At 36.6% G+C, this 23,390-nt stretch carries 25 protein-coding genes; 11 read left to right on the forward strand and 14 right to left on the reverse strand.

What is annotated here, in order from left to right; all coding sequences use genetic code 11:
* Nucleotides 1-2: 2 nt before the first annotated feature.
* Entirely contained in the window at nt 3-1,385 is a 1,383-nt protein-coding gene (locus ACJG85_RS09770) for a sensor histidine kinase (RefSeq protein ID WP_409680141.1), read from the reverse strand.
* Nucleotides 1,386-1,387: 2 nt separating this feature from the next.
* Nucleotides 1,388-2,059, reverse strand: coding sequence for a response regulator transcription factor (locus ACJG85_RS09775; protein WP_412476305.1), 672 nt, complete (start codon nt 2,057-2,059; stop codon nt 1,388-1,390).
* 162 nt (nt 2,060-2,221) lie between these two features.
* Here ACJG85_RS09775 and ACJG85_RS09780 point away from each other — a divergent pair, with 162 nt between their 5' ends.
* Nucleotides 2,222-2,572 carry a DUF2200 domain-containing protein gene (locus tag ACJG85_RS09780; RefSeq protein WP_409680135.1) on the forward strand — a complete coding sequence of 117 codons (351 nt, stop codon included), beginning with the start codon at nt 2,222-2,224 and terminating at the stop codon, nt 2,570-2,572.
* 44 nt (nt 2,573-2,616) lie between these two features.
* Here the strand turns inward: ACJG85_RS09780 and ACJG85_RS09785 are convergent, their stop codons facing one another.
* The 4 genes from ACJG85_RS09785 to ACJG85_RS09800 are packed head-to-tail and all read right to left on the reverse strand — an operon-like array spanning nt 2,617 to nt 5,682.
* The gene (locus ACJG85_RS09785; protein WP_412476306.1) at nt 2,617-4,044 is read right to left on the reverse strand and encodes a DUF3570 domain-containing protein; all 1,428 of its coding nucleotides are present in this window, start codon (nt 4,042-4,044) and stop codon (nt 2,617-2,619) included.
* Nucleotides 4,045-4,052: 8 nt separating this feature from the next.
* Nucleotides 4,053-4,262, reverse strand: coding sequence for a DUF4266 domain-containing protein (locus tag ACJG85_RS09790; protein ID WP_412463936.1), 210 nt, complete (start codon nt 4,260-4,262; stop codon nt 4,053-4,055).
* On the reverse strand, nt 4,255-5,244 hold the full coding sequence (locus ACJG85_RS09795) for an FAD:protein FMN transferase (RefSeq protein WP_412476307.1): 990 nt from the start codon (nt 5,242-5,244) through the stop codon (nt 4,255-4,257). Before ACJG85_RS09795 ends, ACJG85_RS09790 begins: the two co-directional genes overlap by 8 nt.
* Before the next feature lie 3 nt (nt 5,245-5,247).
* Nucleotides 5,248-5,682: a thioredoxin family protein gene (locus ACJG85_RS09800; RefSeq protein ID WP_409680123.1), complete on the reverse strand. Its 435-nt coding sequence runs from the start codon at nt 5,680-5,682 to the stop codon at nt 5,248-5,250.
* A gap of 171 nt (nt 5,683-5,853) precedes the next feature.
* Here ACJG85_RS09800 and ACJG85_RS09805 point away from each other — a divergent pair, with 171 nt between their 5' ends.
* A complete protein-coding gene (locus tag ACJG85_RS09805; RefSeq protein WP_412476308.1) occupies nt 5,854-7,947 on the forward strand; it encodes an LTA synthase family protein in 2,094 nt (697 codons plus the stop codon).
* Nucleotides 7,948-7,985: 38 nt separating this feature from the next.
* On the opposite strand, the gene ACJG85_RS09810 is transcribed toward ACJG85_RS09805, so the two are convergent.
* Complete coding sequence (locus ACJG85_RS09810) at nt 7,986-9,608, reverse strand: hypothetical protein (protein WP_412463939.1); 1,623 nt, start codon at nt 9,606-9,608, stop codon at nt 7,986-7,988.
* Between the two features lie 143 nt (nt 9,609-9,751).
* On the opposite strand from ACJG85_RS09810, the gene ACJG85_RS09815 reads away from it, so the two are divergent.
* Both ACJG85_RS09815 and ACJG85_RS09820 read left to right on the forward strand, forming a co-directional pair.
* A complete protein-coding gene (locus ACJG85_RS09815) occupies nt 9,752-10,477 on the forward strand; it encodes a YoaK family protein (protein WP_412476309.1) in 726 nt (241 codons plus the stop codon).
* Nucleotides 10,478-10,482: 5 nt separating this feature from the next.
* Nucleotides 10,483-10,866 (forward strand): DUF2809 domain-containing protein, encoded by a 384-nt coding sequence (locus tag ACJG85_RS09820; protein ID WP_412476310.1) that lies wholly within the window; start codon nt 10,483-10,485, stop codon nt 10,864-10,866.
* Here the strand turns inward: ACJG85_RS09820 and ACJG85_RS09825 are convergent.
* Both ACJG85_RS09825 and fabG read right to left on the reverse strand, forming a co-directional pair.
* Complete coding sequence (locus tag ACJG85_RS09825) at nt 10,858-12,885, reverse strand: hypothetical protein (RefSeq protein ID WP_412476311.1); 2,028 nt, start codon at nt 12,883-12,885, stop codon at nt 10,858-10,860. The two genes, ACJG85_RS09820 and ACJG85_RS09825, sit on opposite strands and share 9 nt — an antisense overlap.
* 54 nt (nt 12,886-12,939) lie before the next feature.
* On the reverse strand, nt 12,940-13,686 hold the full coding sequence (gene fabG / locus ACJG85_RS09830; protein WP_171223289.1) for a 3-oxoacyl-[acyl-carrier-protein] reductase: 747 nt from the start codon (nt 13,684-13,686) through the stop codon (nt 12,940-12,942).
* A 161-nt stretch (nt 13,687-13,847) separates the two neighbouring features.
* Between fabG and ACJG85_RS09835 the strand changes: the two genes are divergently transcribed.
* The 7 genes from ACJG85_RS09835 to ACJG85_RS09865 all read left to right on the forward strand — a co-directional run bounded on the left by ACJG85_RS09835 (nt 13,848) and on the right by ACJG85_RS09865 (nt 19,499).
* Nucleotides 13,848-14,399, forward strand: coding sequence for an RNA polymerase sigma factor (locus ACJG85_RS09835; protein ID WP_409680103.1), 552 nt, complete (start codon nt 13,848-13,850; stop codon nt 14,397-14,399).
* An 18-nt stretch (nt 14,400-14,417) separates the two neighbouring features.
* Nucleotides 14,418-14,684 carry a hypothetical protein gene (locus ACJG85_RS09840; RefSeq protein ID WP_412476312.1) on the forward strand — a complete coding sequence of 89 codons (267 nt, stop codon included), beginning with the start codon at nt 14,418-14,420 and terminating at the stop codon, nt 14,682-14,684.
* A 5-nt stretch (nt 14,685-14,689) separates the two neighbouring features.
* Nucleotides 14,690-15,175 (forward strand): hypothetical protein, encoded by a 486-nt coding sequence (locus ACJG85_RS09845; protein WP_412463943.1) that lies wholly within the window; start codon nt 14,690-14,692, stop codon nt 15,173-15,175.
* The gene (locus tag ACJG85_RS09850; RefSeq protein WP_412476313.1) at nt 15,168-15,854 is read left to right on the forward strand and encodes an MbnP family protein; all 687 of its coding nucleotides are present in this window, start codon (nt 15,168-15,170) and stop codon (nt 15,852-15,854) included. The genes ACJG85_RS09845 and ACJG85_RS09850 overlap by 8 nt, the downstream gene beginning before the upstream one ends.
* A complete protein-coding gene (locus ACJG85_RS09855) occupies nt 15,851-16,870 on the forward strand; it encodes a cytochrome-c peroxidase (RefSeq protein ID WP_412476314.1) in 1,020 nt (339 codons plus the stop codon). The genes ACJG85_RS09850 and ACJG85_RS09855 overlap by 4 nt, the downstream gene beginning before the upstream one ends.
* Before the next feature lie 61 nt (nt 16,871-16,931).
* On the forward strand, nt 16,932-18,278 hold the full coding sequence (locus ACJG85_RS09860; protein WP_412476315.1) for a YHYH protein: 1,347 nt from the start codon (nt 16,932-16,934) through the stop codon (nt 18,276-18,278).
* 33 nt (nt 18,279-18,311) lie between these two features.
* On the forward strand, nt 18,312-19,499 hold the full coding sequence (locus ACJG85_RS09865; RefSeq protein WP_409680086.1) for a cytochrome-c peroxidase: 1,188 nt from the start codon (nt 18,312-18,314) through the stop codon (nt 19,497-19,499).
* A gap of 77 nt (nt 19,500-19,576) precedes the next feature.
* On the opposite strand, the gene sucD is transcribed toward ACJG85_RS09865, so the two are convergent.
* The 5 genes from sucD to lpxA all read right to left on the reverse strand — a co-directional run bounded on the left by sucD (nt 19,577) and on the right by lpxA (nt 23,383).
* On the reverse strand, nt 19,577-20,449 hold the full coding sequence (sucD, locus tag ACJG85_RS09870) for a succinate--CoA ligase subunit alpha (protein ID WP_409680083.1): 873 nt from the start codon (nt 20,447-20,449) through the stop codon (nt 19,577-19,579).
* A gap of 96 nt (nt 20,450-20,545) precedes the next feature.
* Nucleotides 20,546-20,905 (reverse strand): nuclear transport factor 2 family protein, encoded by a 360-nt coding sequence (locus ACJG85_RS09875; RefSeq protein ID WP_412463947.1) that lies wholly within the window; start codon nt 20,903-20,905, stop codon nt 20,546-20,548.
* 3 nt (nt 20,906-20,908) lie between these two features.
* Nucleotides 20,909-21,838 carry a UDP-3-O-(3-hydroxymyristoyl)glucosamine N-acyltransferase gene (locus tag ACJG85_RS09880; RefSeq protein WP_412476316.1) on the reverse strand — a complete coding sequence of 310 codons (930 nt, stop codon included), beginning with the start codon at nt 21,836-21,838 and terminating at the stop codon, nt 20,909-20,911.
* A gap of 79 nt (nt 21,839-21,917) precedes the next feature.
* Nucleotides 21,918-22,478 (reverse strand): elongation factor P, encoded by a 561-nt coding sequence (efp, locus tag ACJG85_RS09885; RefSeq protein ID WP_409680074.1) that lies wholly within the window; start codon nt 22,476-22,478, stop codon nt 21,918-21,920.
* A gap of 119 nt (nt 22,479-22,597) precedes the next feature.
* Nucleotides 22,598-23,383, reverse strand: a complete 786-nt coding sequence (gene lpxA, locus ACJG85_RS09890; protein WP_409680071.1) for an acyl-ACP--UDP-N-acetylglucosamine O-acyltransferase — start codon at nt 23,381-23,383, stop codon at nt 22,598-22,600.
* Between the last annotated feature and the right edge of the window lie 7 nt (nt 23,384-23,390).

Raw genomic sequence — 23,390 nt, forward strand, 5'->3', positions numbered from 1 at the left:
TTTTAGTTAGGAAATTTTAAAATCACTTTAGTGCCTTTGTGTTCTTCGCTTTCAATTTGCAATTCAATTTGAAGTAATAAAGATAATCTTTTTACGATTGACAATCCCAATCCGGTACCTTTTATTTCGGGATGTTGGTTCGATTTAGAGCGATAGAACTGATCAAATATTTTTTGCAAATCTTCTTGCGCAATTCCAATTCCGTTATCAGCTATTGAACATAAAGTTCCTGAGTCTGTTTCCAAAATTTCGAAGACAATAGTATCGTTTGGTTTGGAATACTTAACGGCATTAGTTAGTATATTGTTGACAATAATTCCGAGCAAGTAAGCATCGGTAGTAACATAATAATCCTTGGTAAAATGCGCTTGACACTTTAATTTTTTTTCTGTAATTATCGTTGAATTTCTGGAAATGACATCTAAAAATACGGCATTTAATGAAACGCTTTCGAGCTTTAAGGTTTGCCTTTGGTTCTCAAAACGAGCCAATAAAAGCAATTCGTCTACCAAATGATTCAGGCGATTGACTTCACTTACGCAAAAAGTAATTTTTTCTTTATATTCTTCAGGATCACGTGGTTTACGAATCAAAACTTCTAATGTTCCTTTAATAACAGCCAAAGGAGTGCGCAATTCATGAGAAGCATCCGAAGTGAATTGTTTTTCTCTTTCTATAGCATTTTCCACCCTATCCAATAAATTATTGATGGTTTTGGATAGAATAAACAACTCATCACGATTTTGTGGAAGCGGAATCCTCGATTTTAAGTTGTCCTTGGTAATAATATTCGATGTCTCTATAATGGCACTGATGGGTTTGATACTGTTACCGGCTATAAATCGGGCTATAAGGAACAATACCAACAAGATCAGAGGATAAGCCAATAACATAATTTTAAACAAGTTGTTCAATACCATAACCGAATCTTCCAAAGACATGGCTACTATCAAGTAACCGATAATTTTGGTCCCTTGGTACAGCGGGACTTGAATTTGGCGAACGGATATGTTTTCCAATTTGGTATCGAATAATTCATTTACCGGAGCATCAGGTTTAAATACCAATTGCTTTTGTTTTAAATTGGGCGATTTTTCTACCATAGTTCCCAATTCATCAACAAACTGAATGAAAGCAGGACTGACTTCTACCTTATTAAACTGACTGAGCTTCCACTCTTCTTCCTCTATCAAGAGAACACAGTTTTCTATAACTTCAATTTCTTGCAAGTGTTCTGCGACTTCGGTTTTGATTTCGTTGTTTACCCTAATGTAAATGCTGAATTTTACAATAGAATAAATAGCAAAAAACACCACAAAAATCAATAAAGCTGTAGTGATAATATAGTTGGAAGCTATTCTGTTTTTAAACGAAAGTTGTTGCATAATTAAGATTCATCGTTGGCAATATAACCTACGCCACGTATGGTTTTGATAAAATCTTCTTCTACTTTTAGATTGAGTTTTTTTCGGATGGCATTCATAAACACATCAATCACACCGGTATCGTATTCAAAATGAATGTCCCAAACATCTTGAATAATTTGGGTTCTCGAACACACTTTACCTTTGTTCTTCACTAAATAATGCAACAAGTCGAACTCTTTTTGGGTAAACGAAACTTCTTTTTTATTGACGGTGACTTGGTGTTTTTGCAGATTAATTTCTATCGGACCTAATTGCAGAATTTCTTCTTCCGGTCGGTCTCTTAATTGGACTTTAATTCGTTCCACCAATTCATCAAAACTAAAAGGTTTTTTAATGTAATCATTGGCACCGGCTTTTAAACCTTCTACGGTTTCTTGAACCGTATCTTTGGCTGTTAAAAACAATATAGGCACTTTAGTATTGGTTTGTCTGATGGCTTTGCACAATTCTAAACCGGTCATTTTAGGTAACATCCAGTCGAGCAATAACAAATCGAACTTACCATTGGTAAAAGCTTCTAAACCGGCTTTACCGTTGGTTGCGGCGGTTACTTGATAGCCTTCTTCTTCCAATCCTTGCTTTAAAAACTGAACAATGCCTTCTTCGTCTTCAACAATTAAAAGGTGTTTCATAAACTACAGTGTTAACTCAAGCTAAGTTACTACTTTTTCAGTTTAAGCCTTCAAATGCTTTAGGGTTTTTAAGTGAAATTTAATTTGATTAGTTTTACGGAACTATTGGTGTTTTTAGCTGTAATGAGAAATATGTAATCCATTTCAAACCGGAAAATTAAAATGAAAAACGAAAAAATATTCGCCATGCCTTTGGCCAGTGTATATCCGCATTACATCAAAAAAGTGGAGTCGAAAGGGCGCAACCAACAAGAATTAGAAATGGTAATTTTTTGGCTAACAGGCTATGATGCTGAAACCTTGAACAAACACCTTACCAACAAAACCAGCTTTGCAGATTTCTTTGCTTTAGCACCGAAAATGAATCCTAATGTATCGAAAATCACAGGGGTTATTTGTGGTTATCGTGTGGAAGAAATAGAAGATCCTTTAATGCAAAAAATACGTTATCTTGACAAATTGGTTGACGAATTAGCCAAAGGAAAAGCCTTAGAAAAGATTCTTAGAAAGTAAAAAAGCAACCCAAAAGGATTGCTTTTTTAATATGCCGTTATTCTTTATTTATCCATTACAAACTTAAAGGCCAACGAGACAATATCGGCACTTAGCGTATCACTACGGTCATAATGGTTATAGCGGAAATCAATATTTTTGAGTCCGAATTTCCAAATATGGGCTTTGGTAAAAATATCTGCATAAGTAGCTCCAAGTCCGTACTGATTAGAATTAAAAGTAGATAAATCGTAATCAGAGGTATAATATTTTTCAGTTGAAACATGGGTTTCAAAAGGAGCAAAATATTTAGATTCTGTTTGCGTGTAATAACGATACATCGGATAAACCGTAAAGTTATCATTCAACTTGATAGGCACTTCTATATTAGCCGTGTGAGCGGAAATGCCCCAATTATCGGTATAGTAACGGTAATAAGTGCGCAACTTGAAGGTTTCATTGATGTAGTAATTCAACCTCACTCCTATTGGCAATTTGAAACGCGATTTCGGCAAACGTTCAATATCGTCAGCCAATCTATACACACCAACATTTTCAGCGGTTTCATAAACAGGTATGTATTGTGTTTGACCTATGTAGTAGTTGGCCTTGTCTGCAAAATAGATTCGGTGATAAGGCGTAGACAATAATCCTTCCTGTTGTAAAACATCGAAAAATAAAGACAGTTGTAATTTCTTGGTTAAAATTTGAGAGAACGAAAAAGACAAAGAATAAGAGTTCCTGTTAACCGATTGAATGTCTTTAAACTGAGAGGGCAAATAGGCATTGGAAGCCAAACCATTTTGGTCATAAACTGTTACACCACTAAAGTATCCGTTATTTAGGAATGAACTGCCGTATTTGTCATACTCGTGTAATTCTGTTGGCAAAATTGGACGCCATTGGTCTAAATAAACGTTAGCTTTTAAGCTCAATTCGGTATTCTTCTGATTGAATAATTTAGCAATACCGCCACCAAAACCTATAGAGGTATAATCGTATTCGTTAGAAAAAGCCACATCGGCATTCCATATAAAATTTCGATCATCGGAACTGTGACTGTAATTTATTACTACGCTGGCTAAGGCATCTTGTGCTGAAGCTCCGGAAGAAGCCAACCAAGGCGTTCCGTAAGGATCTGTTCCTGCCCTATCATCGTCGTCATCGCCACCTGAAGCACCACTGCTATTGAATGGATTAATGTTACTGGAAGAGGCGGAAGTATAAGCTGAAAGTCCGGCATCAACCGTTAATATGGCATCGGCGCTCATAGGCATACTCACTACAATATTAGAGGCTAAATCGGTTAATTTTTCCGAGCCCATACCGCCTGATACAGCGGAATGGACACCATCCTGTTTGTAATAGCTTATTAAAAAATCCACTTCAGTGGCTTCTAAAACCCTCTTTTTAAAGGTAGCGGTTGAATCTTTGTCTTGGGAAAAAGATTGGAAACCACTGAGTAAGGCGAATATAAATAGGTACTTTTTCATTCTAAATATTAATTACATCCGCAGCCACCACCGGTTTTTCCACCGTTGGCACCGGCTGCTGCTTCACGATACACTTGGAAAGTTACTTCATAGCGCTCGGCAGTTTTGGCAGATAATTTCATTTCGGGATCGTTGATGTATTCCTTCTCGTATTCTTTCACAGCAGTGCAAGAAGAAAAAACTAACAGTATAGCCATTAGGCTTAGAACTTTATTCATTTTGATAATTTTTAATGTCAATATTTTTGGAGGTAGTCACTTTTCCTTCTTCGTCAACCATGATACAACCTATGCCGGGTAATTGGTTGACTAAATCCATCCCGACTTCTTTGCCTAATACAAAAACACCTGTCGCTAAGGCATCGGCCAGTTCTGTTGTTTTGGCAAAAATGCTCACACTTATTAAACCTGTTGCCGGATAGCCCGTACGTGTATCAATAATATGAGAATATCTTTTACCGTTGAAGGTAACATATTTTTCATAACTCCCTGAGGTTTCAACAGCAGTATCTTCTAAGGGAAAGGTCGCAAAAATTTTGTTTTTGTTCATTGGGTTTTTTATCCCAACTTTCCATGGTTTACCATTGGGTTGTTTTCCCCAAGTGCTAATGTCTCCTGAAACGTTTACCAAACCTGCAGTACAACCTTTAGTGAGTAAGAGTGCTTTAATTTTATCGGCTATATAACCTTGTCCGATACCACCCATGCCTAACTTCATTCCTGCTAATTTCAGAAAAACAGTTTGTTGTTCTTTATCAATAATGATGTTTTGATAACCAACTTTGGCTACCGAATTTTTAATAGCCTCCGGTGATGGCATTGCTTTCATACTACCATCAAATTTCCAAATTCTATCCATTGAAGCATAACTGATGTCGAAAGCACCGTCGGTTAGTTTGGAAATTTTAATGGATCGCTCTATCAAATCTATGAGTTCTTGAGGCACTTTAACCGGTTTGATTCCGGCATTTTTATTGATTTCCGATAAGGGTGTAGTCGGAATCCAGTCGGATATTAAATTTTCAATTCGTTTTACTTCTTCCACCGCCAAATCCTCAAACTGGTTAGCTTCGATAGAATCGTTGGCTACAACCGTAATCTCAAACGGGCTGCCTAACAAACTCAAACTTCGCTTGTGAATAATTTGAGCGGTTCCCGACAAGCCGATGAAAAAAAGAATTAAACAAAGAATCGATTTCATTTATTATTTAATTAGGGCTTGTAGTTCAGTTACGTATTGGGTTGCATTCTGGTTTTCGTAACCTTTCTTGGCGATTACTTTTCCTTGGGCATTTAACACTACAACCAAAGGAAAATAACCGTCTTGGTTGTATTTTTCAGCCAAAGCTTTGTTTGAATTTTGAAGTGCTTCCGGCAAAACATTGGCTTTCTTTTTAGGGAAATCAGCGCGTACTAAAACCAGCTTTTCTGCTGCAAATGTTTTAAATGCCTCCGATTGCCAAACATTTTTATCTAATTTAATACATGGAGCACACCAATCTGAACCGGAAAACACCAAAACAATGGTTTTATTTTCAGTCGTAGCTTTGGCTTTGGCTTCTTCAATATTGGTGGACCAATTTTGAGCAAAACCTAAAGAAGTTAAAAATAAGAATGCAATTAAAAAGGAATTTTTCATGTGGTTATTTTCTTCTAAAACAGTTGAGATTTGTTGAACCCTACGCTATTGTAAAATTATTGTTTTAGTGAATCCTTTGAACAGCCTAAACTTTTCTTAAGGAAATCTTAATTTTATACTTAATAGGGTATTTCAGGCAGAATCTGTTATGAATGTATTAGTTTTAATTTTATGAAATTATTTAAAAAGAATTCCCCTTTCATTATTCTCCTTTTATTGTTTATTGCTATCAATGCAATTTTAAGAACAGTTTTACTCTTCCATCCTATTACGCAATCTGATTTTGATGCTCAGGAAATCCTGAAAATATATACTTTAGGCAGTTTATCTGATGCAATGATATTCTTTGTCGGAAGTGCCTTTCTGTGGCTTTACCTTTTGTTTTTATCCGATAAAAAATATAGGACACCCAACGGATACATCACTTTTGCAGTCTTAGTTTTGCTGCTTATCTATGTATCCTTTTTTAATACTGTTTTAGATGAATACGGTGGTTCTTTACCCGAAATTGGTATAGCATTCGTAGCCATTAAAACAATTTGTTTCGGGTTGTTACTTTTTTTACCGCAATACAGAAAACAGTTGCGATTAGCCTTGTACTCGTTTACCGTTTTTCTCTTTGTTTTAATAATGGTACAGAATGCCGTTAGCGAGTTTTTCTTTTGGAATGAGTTTGGCGTTCGTTACAATTTTATAGCAGTAGATTACTTGGTTTATACCAATACTGTCATTGGAAACATCATGGAATCTTATCCTGTTATACCCTTATTTTTAGGCGTTGGTGTCGTTACAATTGGCCTGACTTATGGGATAATCAAACAAACCAAATCCTTTTTAGACAAACTACCGGAAGTAAATGAAAAACTCAAAAGCTCAGGTGTATATGCTGTTTTAGTAATAGTATCATTACCGGGGATTCCTTATTTGGCAAAAGAAGCCAATAGTAACAATGTATTCGCCAATGAATTGCAAGCCAATGGTATTTACAAATTTGCAGTAGCTTTTGAAAATAGCGAATTAGACTATGATACTTATTATAAAACCTTACCATCGGATGAAGCTTTTGCTATTTTAAACAGAGAATTCAAGGGTAGTAAGGGTAATAATTCTTTGAGAAAAATTCAATCGGATAGCAACGAAATAAAGAAAAATGTAGTTTTGATAACAGTGGAAAGTTTGAGTGGCGACTTCATGACGGAATATGGCAACCAAAAGCACATTACTCCGTTCTTAGATTCTTTAGCCGAAAAGAGTTTGCAATTCACAAATCTTTACGCTGTAGGCAACAGAACGGTTAGAGGATTAGAAGCTGTAACTTTGTGCTTGCCACCAAGTCCAGCCGAAAGTGTTGTAAAGCGAAAAGACAATAAAGATAAATTTTCTACAAGCTTCGTTTTCAAAAATAAAGGCTATGCGGTTAAATATTTTTATGGTGGAGATGCTTTTTTCGATAATATGGAAGATTTTTTTGGAGGCAATGGTTATGAAATCATCGACAAAAAATCATTCAAGCCTGAAGAGATAACCTTTCAAAACATTTGGGGCGTTTGCGATGAAGATATGTATCGCAAGGCTATACAAGAAATGAACAATGAGGCTAAACAAAGTCGGCCTTTTTTCAACCACATTATGACGGTTAGTAACCATAGACCATTTACTTATCCGGAAGGAAAAATCGACATTCCAGGAACGTCTAAATCCAGAAGCGGTGGTGTGAAATATACCGATTATGCTTTGAAACAATTCTTTGCTATGGCACAAAAACAACCTTGGTTTAGCAATACTGTTTTTGTAATTGTGGCTGATCATTGTGCTTCAAGTTCGGGAAAAACCGAATTGCCATTAGAAAAATACCGTATTCCTGCTATAGTTTATGCGCCCGGATTTGTTACTCCAAAACATGTTTCAACATTAATGTCACAAATCGACTTAATGCCAACCATAATGGGAATGCTGCATTTTTCATACGACAGTAAGTTTTACGGACAGAATATTTTTGGTCCTAATTATCATCCAAGGGCTTTTGTAGCTACCTATCAAGATTTAGGGTTGATTAAAAACAATGTACTAACCGTAATTTCTCCGGTGAAACAAGTAAAGCAATATCGGTTGATTCAGGAAAAGAAAAGCGGTTTAAAATCAGAATTTGAAATCCATTACAAAGAACAACCAATGGCAAAACTCAATACAGAATTACTAAATGAAACCATTGCCTATTATCAAACTACCTCTCATTTGTTAAAAACAAAAAAACTCAATAAATAAGACAAAAAAAGTCTCTCGATTGAGAGACTTTTTTTGTCTTATTTGCAAGCTTCTAATGCTTCTGCAAAAGTTAGTATGCTTTCGAGATTGTTTTTAAATTCCTTCTTCTCCACCCTTTCGAGTAGCGAAGGACAACCTTTGGCCATTTCTTCAAATCTTTTTTTGGCGCCTAACATCCAGCCGGCTGAAGCATTGGATTTCCCTTCAGACTCATTGGCCATTTTCAGTATGACTTCTCCGTTAAAATACTGGTAAACCCCAATTTTATTTCCAACAAACATTTCTTTGACAAACTTTTTACTCGCAGCAGCCATAGTCATTCCTCCATTGTCAACAGACACACGGAAAGAAACAGTGGCGTATTCTTCTCCATTGCTCAAAATCAAGCGAGAAACCTCATTAGCTTTGAAATTTCTTTCTGAAAATTTTCCTTGAAAGTCTTTTACGGTAACCGTTACAGCATCACTCAAATTCATTGCTCTGCTTTTGTGCATATAACCGGCTATAGTATCTTTTTTAATGGTTAACATATAAGCCATGATATAATTTTGGTCGGTTTCAATACTGTATGGTGCGTTGCTTACCGGCGCACTTGAAGTATTTCCGGAATATACTGGCTGCTTTTCTTCAAAAATAAAGTTCTTGGTTTCCACCGCAAAATGGCGATTGTTAAGTTGATTGGCTTTAAAAAGAGTCAACAATTCATTGTTGGCTTTAAGCATTGTTTCTCCATCTGATTTATCATAATCATTGGCAATTAATTTTTGGCAATATTCGTTGGATTTAGTCGGATTGTCTAACAAATAATAAATTTTAGCCAAGTTGAAATAAGCACTGTATCTGATTTTTCGGTGTGCTTTTTCATCTTCACTATACTTGGTAGGCAACGATTCAAAATAAGCAATTGACTCTTTTACTTCGTTGGCAATGTCAGCAGTTGGATCAGCAAAGTTCATTTTGTCGAAAGCATTTTTCACGGTCAAATAGGCATTGTATTCTGCCATTTGCTCAGGATGTTTTTTATTGGCCAAAATCCATAATTTATCCACACCTGTTTTTACCGGATAGCCGAATTCGTCATTCAACTCATTGTTTAAAGTATTGACTACTTCGGTAGTAAAATTGTTTCTTATTAAATTTTGGATACCGTATTGAAAACTCTCTGCCTGAGAATAGTTCTCGTATTCCTGGCTCTTAGCACTGCGTTGCGCGGTAAAATTGATGACTTTACTAACCTTACCGTCACTACTTACTACTTTAGCATTTCCGTCTTGTGTATACGAATAGACTACAGTGTAATAATACTTATTGGTTACCCTTCCGTTTTTGTCTTTAGATGAACTCACACGGTTGGTGATTTCTTTTTTGGTAATGGCCGGATTTTGCAATACTACCTCAATGCTCAAATAACCGTTTTTTTCTTTCTTTTCAAAGCCGTTAATGGTGACTTGGTTTTCAATAAAATACTTGGGTTTATTGTATTGCAAATTGCGATCGATATTGGTCACAAAAGAATAAGTTCGATTTTTTTTATCCACTATAGGTTTGGAAGGAAGGTTGACATAAGAATAATTGATGTCAAACGGATCCAAGTCGGTGGATTGGGCCGAAGCGGCTAATCCGAAAACCAAAAAGGATGCTAAGAGTATTTTTTTTATCATATTTAAGTTAATTTTTGCCAAATATAGCCGAATTAACTGTATGACCTACTGTTTGTTTGACGGATTTTACAAAGTTTTTTAAATGTCAAAAAAATAAACGCCCGACATGGGATTTTAAGGCTAATATTCGCTACTTTTAAGGTATGTTTAGACACCAAGGAAAAGCACGGACTTTTATGCACAACTTGCGTTTGGCGGCCTTATTGTCTTTGGTGGCAGGCATTGTTAATATTACCGGCGTATTAGCTTTAAAAACACTTACCACCAATGTAACCGGACATTTTGCCTACTTTGCTGAAGAAATTATGCGGAAAGATTATGCCATTGCAATAACTTTCTTAGTCTTTACCTTATGCTTTTTGCTGGGCGCTTTTACGGCCAATACTGTAGTGGAAATTGTTTTACAAAAGCGTCCAAGATTGGCCCACGTGGTTCCTATTGCTATGGAGATTCTGATTTTAGTGGGTGTAGCTTTGTTTTTCGGAAACTCAGATATTTATGCATGGCATGGCAAAACAGAAGCTTTTTTATTGCTTTTTGCTATGGGAATACAAAATTCTTTGGTTACCAAAGTTTCACAATCTACAGTTAGAACTACTCATTTGACCGGCTTGTTTACCGACTTGGGCATCGAACTTTCGCAATTGTTCTTTTACAAAAAACCGGAACAACAAACCAAATTAAAATCGAACATTTACCTTCGTTTGTCTATCATCTCATTTTTCTTTGCCGGTTGTGTTTTGGGTGGATTTGCTTATGGTTATCTCAAAATTAAAACCTTACTCATTGCTTCAGTAGTATTGATAATAGCCTTGTTTTATGATTATCTTCGCTTGAAATTTTTTTCCATTACCCGTAAAACACACTAATCTTAATGTTGCATTTCAACAAAACTTATTTCGGTTTGACAGCAATTTTGTTTTTGATTGAGGTTGTTATAGCGCTTTTTGTCAAAGACAAATTTATCCGTCCATATTTGGGAGATCTTTTAGTGGTAATTCTGATTTACTGTTTTGTAAAATCTTTTGTAAAAATCTCGGTTTTCAAAACGGCCTTAGGAGTATTGCTTTTTGCTTTTACTATAGAAATTTTGCAATATTGTTCCTTGGTTAAAAAACTGAAACTACAGCATAATACCGTAGCTAAAACGGTCATCGGAACTTCATTCTCTTGGGAAGACATTTTGGCCTATATAGCCGGAATACTTATTGTACTGATAGCGGAAAAGCAATGCAAGCAAGCGAAACGATTACAATAAACCATTGTATTTTCGTACGAACCATTCGGTGGCCAAAGCAGTAGCCAGTAAAATCAACAACCAAATCCAGTCTATCAAAGGGGATTTTTTAGTGATGGTTTTTTGAACAGCTTTGTAGCTTTCGTCTTCGGTTAATTGTTTTACCAAAGCTTCAACTTGGTTGGCCAAATAAGCTTTTCCTTGGGTTTGAGTAGCCAATTGATTCAGCTTGTTCCAATCGGGATTCACAAATTGTTTTTCTATATCGAAATCCAACACCTCAAAACCACCGGAATAGGTAGCGTTTGAATTCAATTCTTTCACCGAAAACTTATAGTTTCCGGCTGCTAATCCGTCCAAATTTACCAGAAAAGCATTCGACGTTCTTAGTAAATCGTAATTCTTAACCTGCTTGGTTTTGGTATTGGTTACGGCTATAGTCAAACGGGCTTTTTCATCCAACTCATAATTTTTGTTGAAATACTGCGCTGTAATTTCGATGGCTTCACCAGAATTATAAAAACGTTCGTGATTTACTACCAGCGATTTTCGGTCGTTTTTGGTTGCCAAAAACTGTATGGTTTTATCTAAGAAAACATCGAAATCAACAAAGTTTTTTTTGTTTAAATAGTAATCGGCGCGCCATTTCCAAATATTTTCACCAAACAAATAGGCAGAACGTTTCCCTTGTTCTTCGCTAAAAGCCAGTAAAGGTTGATTGGTGGGTATGTTTCGAATAGCAGAAGATAATAATACATTAGTATTGCCATTGGCTGTAATGGTACCAAACGGATTTTCCAAAGGCGGAAATTGTTCAAAACCGATATTGTCGAGTGCAAACAAATTGAATTGAGTCTCAAATGAAGCCAAATAGTCTTCTTTCTGTGAACTCATTTTAAAGGAAAATTGCGACTGGTTTTGATTCAGGAAATTAAAATCTGTATCATTTCCGGTAATAATCCAAGTGTTGATTTTAGCGTTCGCATTTTTCTCAAAAACCGATTTAAAAGCTACAGTTGGTTGGTATAAAATCAAAACATTATAATTCTCTAAGCTATTGACTTGATTAGGTTTAATGATAGTTACTTTTCGTTGTGCATTAGATTCAATACTGCGTTTTATGGCGCCCAAATCGGGATGAACCATATCGGCAATCAGCGCAATTTCGGTCTTTTGATCTATTACTTCAACCGCAAAATTCTTAGTGTTGTTGTAGGTGTTTTTTTCCTGTTCTTTGGAAGCAATGGTGGCTTTTAAAATTTGCAATCCTACTTTATCAGCCGGCAATAAAACATTTAGAGAAGCCGATTTTTGGGTTGGAGAAAAACTAATGGTTTGTTCATTCAAAACCGTATTGCCTTGGATGATTTTAAAAGTCGCATTCAGGTTTTTAGTTCCGGCGTAATTGAGAAACACTTCCACCGGATATTTGTTCTTGTGAAAGGCGTATTTGTTAACATTGAGTTGGGCTACCTTCAGGTCTAAATACGTTGTAGTATCGCCTACTACCAAAGGAAAAACTTTGTTGGCCGGATTGAACCCAAAAACATAATCCTCACCGGAAGTTTGGTTACCATCGGAAATTAAAACAGTTGGGAAAGTTTGGTTTTTGTAAATGTTTTTCAGATTTTTAGCTACCACATCTATATTGGATTGTTTGCCTTTGAAATCTATAGTATCCGCCGGTAAAAAATCTTCGTCGAATTGATAGGCTTGAACCTCAAACTTATCATTCAAAGCCGAATTGTCTTTAAGTTTTTCGAACAATTCCAAGGCTTGCTTATCCGACTTTAAATCGGCCATAGAAGCTGAATTATCAATAACAATTGGCAATGGCGTCTTGACGGTTTCTATAGTTTTACGCGATATAATCGGATTAATCAGCAAAAGCAATAAGGCAAAAACCGAAAAGAAACGCAAAAAAGCCAAAAGCAAAGTCACTTTCGACCGGCTTTTGGCTTTATATAAATATTGGTAAAATGACACAGCAAACGCTATTCCTAAAGAAAGTACTATTAGTAAAACAGTGTTTGTCGTCATTTAAGTGTCTCGATTAGAATCTCTAATTCGTAATTAATAATTCGTAATGGCTAATTAAGTAAGCATTCCTCCGCAAACGTTTAATACTTGTCCGCTAACATAAGCGCTCATGTCTGACGCAAAAAACAAACAAGCATTGGCAACATCTTCGGGAGTTCCGCCGCGTTTTAGCGGAATTGAATCTCTCCAACCTTGTACAACATCGTCGTTTAATTTGGCAGTCATTTCTGTTTCAATGAATCCCGGCGCAATAGCATTACAACGGATATTTCTCGAACCTAATTCTAAAGCTACCGATTTGGTAAATCCAATCATACCGGCTTTTGAAGCTGCGTAGTTGGCCTGACCGGCATTGCCTTTCACTCCTACTACAGAACTCATGTTTACGATTGAACCTTTACGATTTTTCAGCATGATTTTTTGAACGGCTTTGGTCATATTGAAAACCGACTTCAAGTTGATTTCGATTACTTTATCAAAATCTTCCTCGCTCATACGCATTAAAAGGTTGTCTTTGGTGATACCGGCATTGTTGATTAAAACATCAACATTTCCAAAATCAGCCATTACATCATCTACTAATTTTTGGGCTTCGTTAAAATCGGCAGCATTAGATTTATAACCTTTGGCTTTGATGCCAAGAGCGGTTAATTCGTTTTCCAAAGCCAAGGCACTTTCGGCAGACGAACTGTAAGTGAAAGCTACATTAGCTCCGTGTTGGGCAAAAACTTTGGCGATTCCGCTTCCGATTCCTCTACTGGCACCGGTGATGATGGCTACTTTTCCTTCTAATAATTTCATGGTGTAAAAATTAAATAATTTAGCACTATTGCTTCCAATAGTAAACTTCCTATGTTTAATGAAAGGTCAAATATAGGAATATTTTACAGGTTGAAAAAAGATACTTTTACATTTAAACCATTTAACTTTATGCAAGTCTTAAAGAAATCTTAAACCAACCAATGCCACAACAAAATGTCATTTTTGAAAACATTTATCATGAATACAAATCTATGGTATTCAACTTGGCGTTGCATTACTTGCAAAACATTGAAGATGCCGAAGAAGTAACACAAGACGTTTTTGTAAAAGTTTACCATTCCTTACAGCACTTCAATCAAAAATCGTCTTATAAGACATGGATTTATCGCATAACCATCAACAATTGTTTGGATTTTATCAAAAAGAAGAACAGCATAAAGCGCTTGTATATTTTTGGGAAAAAGAGCGAAAATGAAAAAGACTATTTTAATGCAACTACTTTTGAACACCCCGGAATACAATTGGAGAATCAAGAAAACGCCGAAATTCTCTTTGGTGTTATCAATACTTTAACCGAAAATCAAAAAACAGTTTTTTTGTTGTCCAAACTCGATGGGTTGAGCAATATTGAAATAGCCGAAATCATGGAACTCAGCATTGCTGCTGTTGAATCGTTGATTTTTAGGGCTAAAGTTTCGCTTCAGGAAAAATTATCACAAAAATTTTCAACCTACCGCAAGAATAAAAAATAATATTCGTCTAAAAGAATTATGGAAAAAGAAAAATGGATTCAGCAAGTGTTGAACAGCACTAACGGAATGACTGCCGTAACGCCGAATGATGATGTCTTGTTTAAAATTAAACAAAAAATCAACCAACAACCAACCGTGCAAACAGGCATTGTTTGGTTGGTTGCTGCTTCAGTGACTATTTTGGTAACGGCCAATTTTATACTAATCAATCAGTACAAGCAAAATATCAATCCCAAGGAGATTTATATCGAAAGCATAGTGAACAATAACAATCAGTTGTATTAAAACTTATGGAAAGAACAAAATTATTAACCATCACCGTCATTGGATTACTGTTGCTCAATTTGGCTACTTTAGGCTTTTTGGTTTTAAATGGTCCCAAACCCGACAGAATGCCGCCCGGAGAACGAAAACTTCCCAAAGAAATTATAATAGAAAGACTGGGGTTTGATGCCAAACAACAAGAACAATATGCTGTATTAATTCGATCTCATCGTGAGGAAATTGATCATTTGGACAAAGAAATCAGACACAAAAAATACCTGTTATACAGTTTCTTGCAAAAAGACACTACCCAGCCCGATTTTAAATCCGGTAAACAAAGAATAATGGATAACCTGAGTAGTTTGCAACAACAGGTTGAAGCCACACATTACAAACATTTCCAAGACATCAAATCCATTTGCAAACCGGAACAGTTGAAAGCGTTTGACCGATTGATTGTTGATTTGCCAAAGTTGTTTGGTCCAAAACCACCGAGACCTCGTCATGAGTAAATTGAGTAATGCGCTATTGTTTTTATTGATTAGCTTTCCAATGTTGTCTCAAAAGAATGATTCGATTGCGGTAAATTTTAAAGTCAATTTTGATCAGTTTCCGTTGGAATTCAACAAGTCTTATGTTTCAGCTCAAAACGATACTATTCAAATCAGTTCTTTCAAATGCTACCTGTCAGGAATTGAAATTCAATACACCGACAAGACTGTCTTTATCCCTAAAACCAAACCTCATTTACTCGATTATGCCATTCCAAATAGTATGCAGTTGGCTCTTCCGAATCAAAGAAAAACAATTGCCAAAGTTTGTTTCAACATAGGAATTGATAGTGTAACCAATACCTCAGGCGCTTTAGACGGCGATTTAGACCCAATAAAAGGCATGTATTGGGCTTGGCAAAGCGGTTATATCAATCTGAAAATAGAAGGACAAAGTAGCAGTTGCCAAACCAGAAAAAATCAATTTCAGTTCCATTTAGGCGGTTATCAGCAACCTTACTATAATTTAAGAAGAAAAGAAATCAACGTAAAAAGCCAAGATAATAGTATAAACATCGTTATTGACCTTGCTGTTTTTTTTGCCGAAACTAATTTATCCAAAACCAACGCTGTCATGACACCCGGAAATAAGGCTATGGAATTGGCAGATATCAGCGCTAAAATGTTTTTCGCCGAATGAAAACAACCGGATTCCTATTAGTTGCTTTTTTATTTTGCTTGGGAATGGTGTCGTTTTCAGTGGACAGCTCTACTCCTATTTATCTTGAAGTGCCTTCAGGTTGGCCAAAACCGATTTATAATTTTAAAAACAACCCATTAACCGAAGAAGGTTTTGAATTGGGAAGAAACTTATTTTACGATCCTATTCTTTCACGCGACAACACCATTTCATGTTCGAGTTGCCATTTACAACAAACCGGTTTTGCGCATGTGGACCACGAATTGAGTCATGGTATCGAAAGTAGAATCGGTAACAGAAATGCACCTGCCTTAATCAATTTAGCCTGGAATAAGCATTTTCATTGGGATGGTGGCGTTAATAATTTAGAAGTACAAGCCATCAATCCGATTGAAAATCCCGCTGAGATGGATGAAAAAATGGCCAATGTAATTGTTAAATTGCAACAGAACCAACAATACAAGTCATTATTTCGAAAAGCATTTGGAGATGAAAAAATCACGAGTCAACGGCTACTTAAAGCATTAGCGCAATTTACGGTCATGCTGCAATCAAGCAATTCAAAATATGATCAAGTAATTCAAGGAAAAGCAGCTTTTAATTCGCAAGAGCAACACGGTTACGATTTGTTCAAACGCCATTGTGCAACTTGTCATATTGAACCACTTTTCAGCAGTAACTCTTTTGAAAACAATGGGCTGACAATAGACAATACTTTGAATGATTACGGCAGGATAAAAATTACCAACAACAAAAAAGATTCTTTGCATTTTAAAGTGCCGACGCTTAGAAATATACAATTCACTTTCCCATACATGCATGATGGCAGGTTTAAAACCTTAATGGAAGTTATAAAGCATTACAACACTTTGAAATACAATCCTAATATGGCACCGGCTTTGTCAAAACCCATGCAACTGAACGATAAAGACCGAGTGGATTTGGTTGCTTTTTTGCAAACATTAACCGATCGTGATTTTTTATTCAATCCCCGTTTTGGTTTCCCGAAAAAATAATTTTATAAAGCCGCAAGAATCAAAACAATATGACGTCTAAGTCTAAATAACCAAACCAATTATGAAAAAAGCCATTGTATCCACTTTACTATTCATTAACGCTCTAGTATGTTCACAAACCAATCCAATCATTACGTCTTGGTTGCGAAATACTACGGGAATTACCGGTCGTCATTATGTATCAGGTAATCCGACACCTATTACAGATGCCGTATTGGCCAATGTGCAAACGGTACAATATTCAAACAACTGGGTGTATGTAACTACCAATGGCATTCCGGCCTATATTACCGGACCATTTTTAGATGGTAATCCCTCTTTAGCTACCAGTAGGAATGGTGCTATTTTCAGATTCCCTTTAAACCCGACTCAAAATACAGGAACGCCTACCAATACCAACGGCGGAAACATTGGATTGTTTAAAAACGGTGTTGCCTTATTTGACTATCGAGATGGCGTTTCTTGGAAAAATTCAACCGGTCAGGTTTGCGGTGGACCAATAATGGGATGTACCGGTGATGGTGTTTGGAACAGAGATGCTGTATATGCAGAGCGTATCGGATTTGATTGTGCTAAGGCGCATCCGGCGATGGGCAATTATCATCATCATCAAAATCCGAGTGCTTTCAATCTTGATTTGATCCAACTTTCTACTATCTGTGACACTTATCCATCGGATGGTTTGTATGTTATCAATACGAATGAACATTCCCCACTTATTGGTTTTGCCTATGACGGTTTTCCAATTTACGGCGCTTATGGCTACGCTAATACTGATGGAACCGGTGGCATAGTGCGCATGAAATCGAGTTATCAATTGAGAAATATTACTGTCAGAACACATTATACCAACGGAACAAATGTAACCGATGGTCCACCCGTAAATTCAACTTATCCTCTGGGTTATTTTAGAGAAGACTATGAATTTGTAGTACACACAGCTCCCGATTATTTGGATGAACACAATGGCCGTTTTTGTGTAACGCCCGAATATCCTAATGGAATTTACTGTTACTTTACCACTGTAGATGCCAATCATAATTCGGCTTATCCTTATGCCGTCGGACCAACCTTTTACGGAAACAAAACTGCCTCAACCGTTGCTTCAGTTTCAGAAACAACTACTCAGTATACTTTAGAGAACGCCGATTTTAACTTGTCGAATCTAAAGATTAAAGTTTATCCCAATCCAGCCCAAGAATTTATTGCAATTCAAACAGACATACAGGAAAAAGATTTGAATGTTATTGTGATTGATGAACTGGGAAAGCAAATACAAAGTCAAAAAATATTCCAAGGAAGCACGCTTGGTATCATCGATTTATCAACAGTTTACAATGGTGTTTACTTTATAAAAATAACGGATGATAAAAACGATAGAACTTTTAAAATTATTGTAAGTAAATAAACCTTAGTTATTAATAAAATACAACCCAACCAAATGATGTACAAAAAAATAAGCTACCTATTCCTTGTTGCGCTCTCCTATTCTTGTGGCAGCGATGACAGTTCCGATTATGTTGAAATCGATCCTTATGCTGCTATAACAGCCACTTTTGGCAGTGCAATTAATCCTGAAAGTTTATATAACTATGCCAATCAAAGTGTTCCGGGTTATATCACTAAAGACAATACAGCCGATAATTTTATCACTAACAAAGGAGCCACTTTAGGAAGAGTATTATTTTATGATAAAAATTTGTCTTCCAACAATACCATTTCATGCTCCAGTTGTCATCAACAAGCCAATGCTTTTGGCGACACCAATATTGCCAGTACTGGCGTTAATGGTACTACAGGCAGACATTCGATGCGATTGATTAACACACGATTTGCCAATGAAACCCGATTTTTTTGGGATGAACGCGCAGTAAATTTAGAAACCCAAACCACCATGCCGATAAAAGATCACGGAGAAATGGGATTTAGCGGAGCAAATGGTGATCAAAGCTTCAATGATTTAATTGTAAAACTCAGCAATATTGGCTATTACAAAGAGTTATTTCAATTTGTTTACGGTTCGGAAGAAATTACAGAGAGTAAAATCCAATTGGCTTTGGCGCAATTTATTAGAAGTATACAATCATTCGACAGTAAATACGATATTGGCAGAGCGCAGGCAGCTAATGATGGGCAACCTTTTCCGAATTTTACTGCCCAAGAAAATCAGGGGAAAAATCTTTTTCTTTCGCCTCCTGTTTTTGATGCTACGGGAAACCGAACCTCAGGTGGATTAGGCTGTGCCGGTTGTCATGCTGCTCCTGAATTTGATATTAATCCGTTAAGCGGTAATAATGGAATCATTGGGACTATAAATGGCAATGGTATAGATATTACTAACACGCGTGCGCCATCGTTACGTGATTTAGTAAAAACTGACGGAACGCCCAACGGACCGATGATGCATACGGGAGTGATAACAACATTGCAGGCTGCTATAGGTCATTACGGCACCATTAATTTAGCGCCGGGCAATACCAATTTAGATGTTAAGTTACGTCCGAATGGTTTCGGACAACAATTGCATTTGAATGCGCAAGAAGTGAATGCTGTGATTGCCTTTCTCAGAACTTTATCCGGAACCAATGTTTATACTGATGTGAAATGGTCTAATCCGTTTCCGAATTAATTTTTATTACCTAAATACCACAAAAAAAGCCCCGAGAAATCGAGGCTTTTGTTTTATAATATATATTGAGAAATCAATTATCCCATCACTTCTTTTACTTTTTTACCAATTTCCGCAGGAGAATCAACTACGTGGATACCACATTCTCTCATGATGCGTTTTTTGGCTTCGGCTGTATCATCTGAACCACCAACAATAGCTCCGGCATGTCCCATTGTTCTGCCTTTAGGAGCAGTTTCTCCGGCGATAAAACCAACTACCGGCTTACGGTTTCCATCGGCTTTAATCCATCTGGCAGCATCAGCTTCTAACTGACCTCCGATTTCACCAATCATGATGATACACTCCGTTTCAGGATCGTTCATCAACAATTCAACTGCTTCTTTGGTAGTCGTTCCGATAATTGGATCTCCACCAATACCGATTGCGGTGGTAATTCCCATACCTTGTTTTACTACTTGGTCGGCGGCTTCATAAGTTAAAGTCCCCGATTTAGATACGATACCTACATTGCCTTTTTTAAACACAAATCCGGGCATAATTCCCACTTTAGCTTCCTCAGGAGTGATAACACCGGGACAGTTAGGACCAACCAAACGACAGTCTTTTCCTTTTACAAAGTTGTACGCTTTAATCATATCTGCTACCGGAATTCCTTCAGTAATAGCAATGATAACTTTGATACCTGCATCGGCAGCTTCCATAATAGCATCAGCAGCAAAGGCAGGTGGTACAAAAATGATTGAAGTATCAGCTCCGGCCTGATCAACTGCATCTTTAACAGTGTTGAAAACCGGACGGTCTAAATGCGTAGTACCTCCTTTTCCCGGAGTAACGCCACCAACCACATTGGTTCCGTATTCAATCATTTGAGAAGCGTGAAAAGTGCCTTCACTACCGGTAAAACCTTGTACAATTATTTTTGAATTTTTATTGACTAAAACGCTCATGTTTGTGTTTGTTTTTTTGTGTTTATTTTATGTGTTGCAAAAGTATGAAATAGTATTCAGTGTTCAGTATTCAGTATTCAGTTTTTTGTAAAATTACTATAGTTGACTCATTTGATAGCCTCTGTACAATTTATCGTCTTTTACTTCCCAAATCACCATAAAATGAGCCAATAGCATTTCTTCTCTTGGATTTTCAATGGTTTTTACATAATGAGAATAGCGGACGGTTACCATATTACCATCGGAAAGTATGTGAGAAATTCTGGTTTTGGATCGTACATAAGCTTTGCTTAATTCCTGACTCAATTCGATAATTTGATTTTTATCAAGCTTTAAAAAGCCTTTAGTACTATGCCATTCCAATACCACATCAGGATGTAATAAGGCATTAACTTTATCCGACTCTAAGAGTACATCAGATTTATAAAAATTTTGAACGATAGTTTTAGCGCCCATAGCTTATTTCAATTTGTTTAAAATATCAGGGATACGTTTAACGTTGGCCAATTGTTTTAATTTTTCTCGAGATTCTTCTACCGGTGTACCAAAATAGCTTTTACCGCCTTCTATTGATTTAGTCACTCCGGTTTGTCCTAACACTACTGCTTTGGCTCCGATAGTAATTCCGCTGGTAGTACCAACTTGTCCCCAAAGGGTAACTTCGTCCTCAATAACCACACAACCTGCAATACCCGTTTGAGAAGCAATCAAACATTTCTTTCCTATTACGGTATCATGACCTACGTGTACTTGGTTGTCTATTTTAGTACCGGCTCCGATGGTTGTGTCTCCGGTAACGCCTTTATCAATGGTACAAAGCGCTCCTATTCCAACATTATCCTCAATAATTACTCTACCGCCTGAAAGTAATTGGTCAAAACCTTCCGGACGCTTTTTGTAATAAAAAGCATCAGCTCCTAACACCGTACCGGAATGAATAATCACATTATCACCAATTACAGTATTGTCATAAACAATCACATTGGCATGCAACAAACAGTTTTTACCAATAGTAACATTATTCCCAATAAAACAATTGGGTTGAATAATTGTTTCCTCTCCTATTGTTGCCGAAGTTGATATACTGACATTGGCAGCCACAAACGGACGAAAATGTTTGGTTAATACATTAAAATCTCTGAAAGGATCGTCTGAAATCAACAAGGCTTTTCCTTCAGGACAAGCTACCTCTTTGTTGATTAAAACAATAGTAGCGGCCGATTGCAATGCCTTGTCGTAATATTTCGGGTGATCTACAAAAACAATATCACCCGGCTCAACCACGTGAATTTCGTTCATTCCTTGTACAGCAAAATCATCGGGACCAACATATGGGCAACCAATGATAGCAGCAATCTCTTTTAATGTATGGATTTTGGGAAACTTCATATTTCGATTTGAAGATTTGAAGATTTGATAATTTGAAAATGAAAACAACAGTCTTCAAATCATGTAATCTTCAAATGAATTACACTCTTTCCATGTATTTACCGGTAGCAGTATCAATTTTGATTTTGTCACCTTCATTGATAAATAACGGAACGTTTACAGCCGCTCCGGTTTCTACTTTTGCCGGTTTAGTGGCATTGGTAGCAGTATTCCCTTTAACACCCGGCTCAGTATATGTTACTTCCAAAATGATAGAAGCCGGCATATCTACCGACAACGGCATATCTGTTTCGGTATTGATTTGCACCATCACGTTAGTACCTTCTTTTAACAAATCAGGAGCATCTAATACGTCTCTACTTAAGGTAATTTGCTCGTAAGTTTCAGTATTCATGAAGTGGAAATCATTTCCTTCAGCATATAAATATTGGAAAGTATGTGTTTCTACACGAACTACATCAATTTTGTGTCCAGCAGAAAAAGTATTATCCAAAACTTTTCCGTTGGTTAAACTTTTCAATTTGGTTCTAACGAAAGCCGGACCTTTACCCGGTTTAACGTGAAGAAACTCGATAATTTTATAAATATCGTGGTTGAACTTAATGCATAATCCGTTTCTAATATCTGCTGTAGATGCCATTTTATTATATGTTTATTGTTAAATTTATTCGTTTTAGTGTTTAAGTTTGTTCAAAATAGTTTAGAAGATAGTTTTGAAATGTGAAACCTGTTTAACCCTTTAAACAATCATGAACTTTTTTAATAGGAACCAGAATATCCTTTCATAATTCCTCTGGATGAATTTCTGATGAAATCCAAAATCTCATCTCGCTCCGGTGTGGCTTCCATTTCGGCTTCAATGATAGCCATAGCTTGAGAGGTATTATAATTTTTTTGATAAAGTATTCTGTAAATATCTTGAATCTCTCTGATTTTTTCTGAAGTAAATCCGCGTCGTCTTAAGCCTACAGAGTTAATTCCCACATAAGAAAGCGGTTCTTTTGCCGCTTTGGTATAAGGCGGTACATCTTTACGAACCAAAGAACCTCCGGAAATCATAGCGTGGTCACCAATGTGTATGAATTGATGGATTGCAGCCAAACCTCCAATGATGGCATAATTACCAACAGTCACATGGCCGGCCAATGCTACGCCGTTTACAATAATGGCATTGTCACCAATATGACAGTCGTGAGCTATGTGAGCGGTTGCCATTACTAAACAATTTTTTCCTATAACTGTTTGTCCTGAAGCAATGGTACCACGATTGATGGTTACACATTCACGGATAGTTGAATTATCGCCAATAATGGCTAAGGAATCTTCCCCGCCAAATTTTAAATCCTGAGGAACAGCAGCAATAACAGCACCCGGAAAGATGTTGCAGTTTTTACCGATGCGCGCACCTTCCATAATGGTTACGTTAGAACCTATCCAAGTTCCTTCTCCGATGATAACATTATTGTGGATGGTTGTAAATGGTTCTATTACTACATTCTTGGCGATTTTCGCTCCGGGATGTACATAGGCTAATGGTTGATTCATAAATAAC

The sequence above is a fragment of the Flavobacterium mekongense genome (assembly GCF_047038255.1).
Taxonomy (GTDB): domain Bacteria; phylum Bacteroidota; class Bacteroidia; order Flavobacteriales; family Flavobacteriaceae; genus Flavobacterium; species Flavobacterium mekongense.